Origin of the sequence: Chamaesiphon sp. OTE_75_metabat_556 (assembly GCF_031378165.1) — a bacterium.
Lineage (GTDB): Bacteria > Cyanobacteriota > Cyanobacteriia > Cyanobacteriales > Chamaesiphonaceae > Chamaesiphon.
The window spans coordinates 1-3,700 of sequence record NZ_JANNDR010000342.1; the positions used below are offsets into that span (position 1 = coordinate 1).

Annotated in this window: 3 protein-coding genes and 4 pseudogenes; 2 read left to right on the forward strand and 5 right to left on the reverse strand. The window is 42.5% G+C overall.

The genetic code is table 11. The annotated features are described in order from the left end of the window. From RMO27_RS13740 to RMO27_RS23875, 4 pseudogenes are all read right to left on the reverse strand, one after another. Window positions 1–198: pseudogene (locus tag RMO27_RS13740) on the reverse strand (glutamate synthase-related protein); the annotation flags it as partial. After that, window positions 183–659: pseudogene (locus tag RMO27_RS23870) on the reverse strand (RES family NAD+ phosphorylase). The pseudogenes RMO27_RS13740 and RMO27_RS23870, both read right to left, overlap by 16 nt. Then, window positions 656–841 (reverse strand): annotated as a pseudogene (locus tag RMO27_RS13745) (antitoxin Xre/MbcA/ParS toxin-binding domain-containing protein); the annotation flags it as partial. The pseudogenes RMO27_RS23870 and RMO27_RS13745, both read right to left, overlap by 4 nt. 393 nt (window positions 842–1,234) lie before the next feature. Further along, window positions 1,235–1,414 (reverse strand): annotated as a pseudogene (locus RMO27_RS23875) (glutamate synthase-related protein); the annotation flags it as partial. Between the two features lie 44 nt (window positions 1,415–1,458). Here RMO27_RS23875 and RMO27_RS13755 point away from each other — a divergent pair. Together RMO27_RS13755 and RMO27_RS13760 are read left to right on the forward strand one after the other, a co-directional pair. Further along, a complete protein-coding gene (locus tag RMO27_RS13755) occupies window positions 1,459–2,397 on the forward strand; it encodes a DUF4351 domain-containing protein (protein ID WP_309733415.1) in 939 nt (312 codons plus the stop codon). A gap of 67 nt (window positions 2,398–2,464) precedes the next feature. Next, window positions 2,465–3,388 carry a hypothetical protein gene (locus tag RMO27_RS13760; RefSeq protein WP_309733417.1) on the forward strand — a complete coding sequence of 308 codons (924 nt, stop codon included), beginning with the start codon at window positions 2,465–2,467 and terminating at the stop codon, window positions 3,386–3,388. A 119-nt stretch (window positions 3,389–3,507) separates the two neighbouring features. Here the strand turns inward: RMO27_RS13760 and RMO27_RS13765 are convergent. After that, window positions 3,508–3,700, reverse strand: a 193-nt coding sequence (locus RMO27_RS13765; protein WP_309733419.1) for a PIN domain-containing protein, incomplete at its 5' end; no start/stop codon positions are given.

Consider the following 3,700-nt stretch of genomic DNA (forward strand, 5'->3'; position numbering starts at 1 on the left):
GGAGGTAATCGCTTGTTTAGACTCTAAAATATCAGTACGCCCTACCATTTTATTGAGAGTGCGGAAGCCGAGGGCTGCCATGATTTCCCGTAAGTCTTGGGCGATGAACCGCATGAAATTGAGGGTGTGGGTGGGATCTCCGGTATAGGTAGCGCGGAGTTCGGAATTTTGGGTGGCGATGCCTAGAGTGATTTTATTCTTGGATCGATCGAACAAGTTTCGGCGGGAGAAATGACGAGTCTTTGGAAATCAGGATGAATTGGGTTTATGAGATAATTATTCTCGACTGGCACTATTGCTGAAGGTATGCATAAAATAGCAGTCTCACCTTTTTCGATCCAGTTATCACCTTATTCTTTTAAGTATCCTGGAGCAGAGATATTCGACCAATCCGAATTTAGAGTGTTTCTATCGATCTCATCTACTTCAACATCATCAGGAACTGTTACGCAAAAGTAAACATATTCAAGATACATCGTCGTAGCGTTCATGTGAACTGTAGTCTCCAATATTGCAGAAGACAAACTATCGGCGGTGTACACTAATCTCGTTCCTTTGGAATGCCATCTCCCACTGTACATAACGGAACCTTCGCCACTAAAGGCACCCTCAGCACGTTGTTTGGTAACAACACGCCATAATTTAAGATTCGATCTCAACTGTACACCCCGTAGTCAATCCGTCCGAGCATATCCAGAACATGCTCGATCCCTTCTGCTGATTCCAACATATTTAGGGGAATTAAATCGCCTAAATATGGGTTGGGTGTACGCAGCCAATTTTTAGCAACTGACTCATTATTAAATACTTCAATTGCTCGATCGACAATCTCAGCCATTTTTTCTAATAGATCTTCTGTTTGTTGTAAACCTTCATCTCGACTGCCTACGGCACGCTACGCGAACGATTATGTCTAGTGGAACTCGATCGTCTAACATTTTGTGGGGTTGATTTAACCACTGTTGGCTTGAGTCAGCAAAAATTTTCGATGAAAGATAAATAATATTGGTAGCGTGAGATATTCGATCTCGATCTATCTGTGGAGATGCACTCTTATTAAATCGTTCGGTTACTTCTAATAACTCTCTGACCATATCCTGGGTTTTCATGCGGGTACAGTAAAGTTTCGAGTGTTGAGTGGTTGCACAGGAATTTCTGATTCGATCGTAACATGGTTGTTTTGCTTTGGGTACCTCATTTAGCTGACAAACTCTCGATCGATAACCTATTCGTGGACTTTGGCTCTCCAAGGGTAGACTTTTTTACCTGGGAGTTGTCCGCCTTCACCTGGTTTGGCTCCCTGTGCCATTTTGATTTGGATTTCTTTGGCTTGGGAGAGGTAGAGGCTGGTGACACCGAATCGTCCTGATGCGACTTGTTTGATGCCGCTATTTTTGGAGTCGATCGAGGTGTTAAAATGTTTTTATCTCTCCAGTTAGATAAGCTCCACCAATGAGCATGAGTAAAAGCATCGATCATGACCAGTTGTTTAAGCAACTATTAACGACTTTCTTTCTGGAGTTTCTAGAATTATTTACACCGGAATTCTTTGCCGCGATCGATCCTGCTAGCCTAGAAATTCTACCACTGGAATACTTTACTGACATCGACGCTGGAGAGCGTAAGGCGATGGACGTGATTATCAGAGTAAATCTTTTGGGTCGTCCCAACGCGCCAGCTAGCAGTCGGGTATCGGTGGTGGTTAACTGCGAACATCAATCCACTACCAAGGCTGATTTTAATCGACGGCTGTTTTTCTACTTCGCTCAACTACATCGAAAATATCTCCAGCCTGTTTACCCGATTGCTCTATTCTCTTTCGATGAGCCATATCGACCCGAACGAGATTCTTATCAGGTTCGAGTTCCAGGTTTGCAGGTGATGGATTTTAATTTCTTGACAATCCAACTCAATCGCCTGGATTGGAGAGCCTTCTTGACTCAACGTAATCCAGTCGCGGCGGCACTGATGGCAAAGATGAAAATCGACCCAGCAGATCGCCCCAAGGTCAAAGTTGAGTGTTTGGGGATGATTGCTAATCTTAAATTAGATAAGGCGAGAACCTTTCAGCTATCTGGCTTCATCGATAATTACTTGCAATTGAACCCAGTCGAAAAGCAGCAATTTCAGGTTGAAGTTGATAAAATTAAATTACCTACAGAGCGGGAGAACGTGATGGAAATTACTACTAGTTGGAAGGAAGAAGGAATAGTACAAGGTCGGGAGTTGGGAGAACGATCGTTAACCATCAAACTCCTTACTCGAAAACTTGGCAATCTCTCCCCCGAACTCCTAGCGCGGGTGAATGGGTTGAGCATAGATCGAGTGGAAGCCTTGGCAGAAGATTTGTTAGATTTTACCAGTGTGAGCGATTTAGAGCAGTGGCTGGCGGTTTGACTTTAAATACCGTTTTAACTAATTTCGTTGTTTTAATTTAATTCAACCTAGAATCATAGCGATCTCAATGGCTCAATATAAACACGATCGCTTCTTCAAGTTTTACATCCAATCACTATATAAATCGAAAGGAAATACTCTCAAAAATATTCAAATCCATAATGATGAAGATCTAGAAATCGATCTGATGTTTATCGGCGATTTAGCTAAACAAGGTTGGCAGGAACAAGATCTAGGATTGTTCGATCGATTGATGCAAACTCATCCGACGGTTATCATCGAACACTATAGCGGGTATTTAGAAGGTGTCGATGTTGATGACTGTATCACTCGGAAGAATTTGTATTGGAAGTATCAGCGGCGAGAATTAATCAAGGCTGCTAAATCAGCACAAAATTTGACGAGTTCTCAACAATTGCTAAAGCCAGAAGTTGCCCAAATCGATCGCAATAATCCATTTACTTGGGTTTTGACGGTTAATTGTGGCAAACAAATTCTCCAAGATTGTGCGACTCAAGTTCATCCTGATTTTGAGCAAGGCGTATATTTATTGCCGAATCAGTTGAGGATAGGAATTGTCATCATCGAACAGTTGGCAGAAACACCCGTACATCTGTGGCTGAAAATGTTGGGTAATCGGGAATCGGCTCGGAGGGCGTTTCGATCGATTGAACAGCTATCGCCACCAGACAGAACTGGCAAAAATGATATAATGGCAGCATGTTTGAAGTATTGCGTCTATTTCAAAGATATAGCTACTGACGGTTTAACTCCAGAGGAGAGTGAATTTATGAAGACGATGGAAGAAATCGATATCTGGTATGAGACTCAGATGAATAATGCGAAGCTTGAAGGTGAGCGGCTTCAAAAACAGGAGATCGCACTGAAAATGCTGGGTAAAAATCTACCGTTGGAAACGATCGCAGAATTAACTGGACTTACCATTGAGCAACTACAGCAACTTCAAGCCTCTCCAAGCAACGGTTTATAAACGGTAATCGATCGAGACTAAAGCCGATCGATCTCATATCGATCGAAAGCACTATCTACAGTTGCTAAGGTCATTTTTTCGACTTGAGATTGAGCAATTAGCAAACGGTTAAAAACTCACTACCAAATTGTCTTTACATGAGGGTATCTGAGAATATTGTTGTCGCAGGTAATTAGCGGGACATTATATCTTCTCGCCATTGCGACAATAATTCTGTCAGCGGGATCTTTGTGAAAGTCTCCAGGTAGTTGGGTGCTGGCGATCGCATCCTCTGGATTCAGTGCCTCGATTACTATCCCTGAATGACTTTTG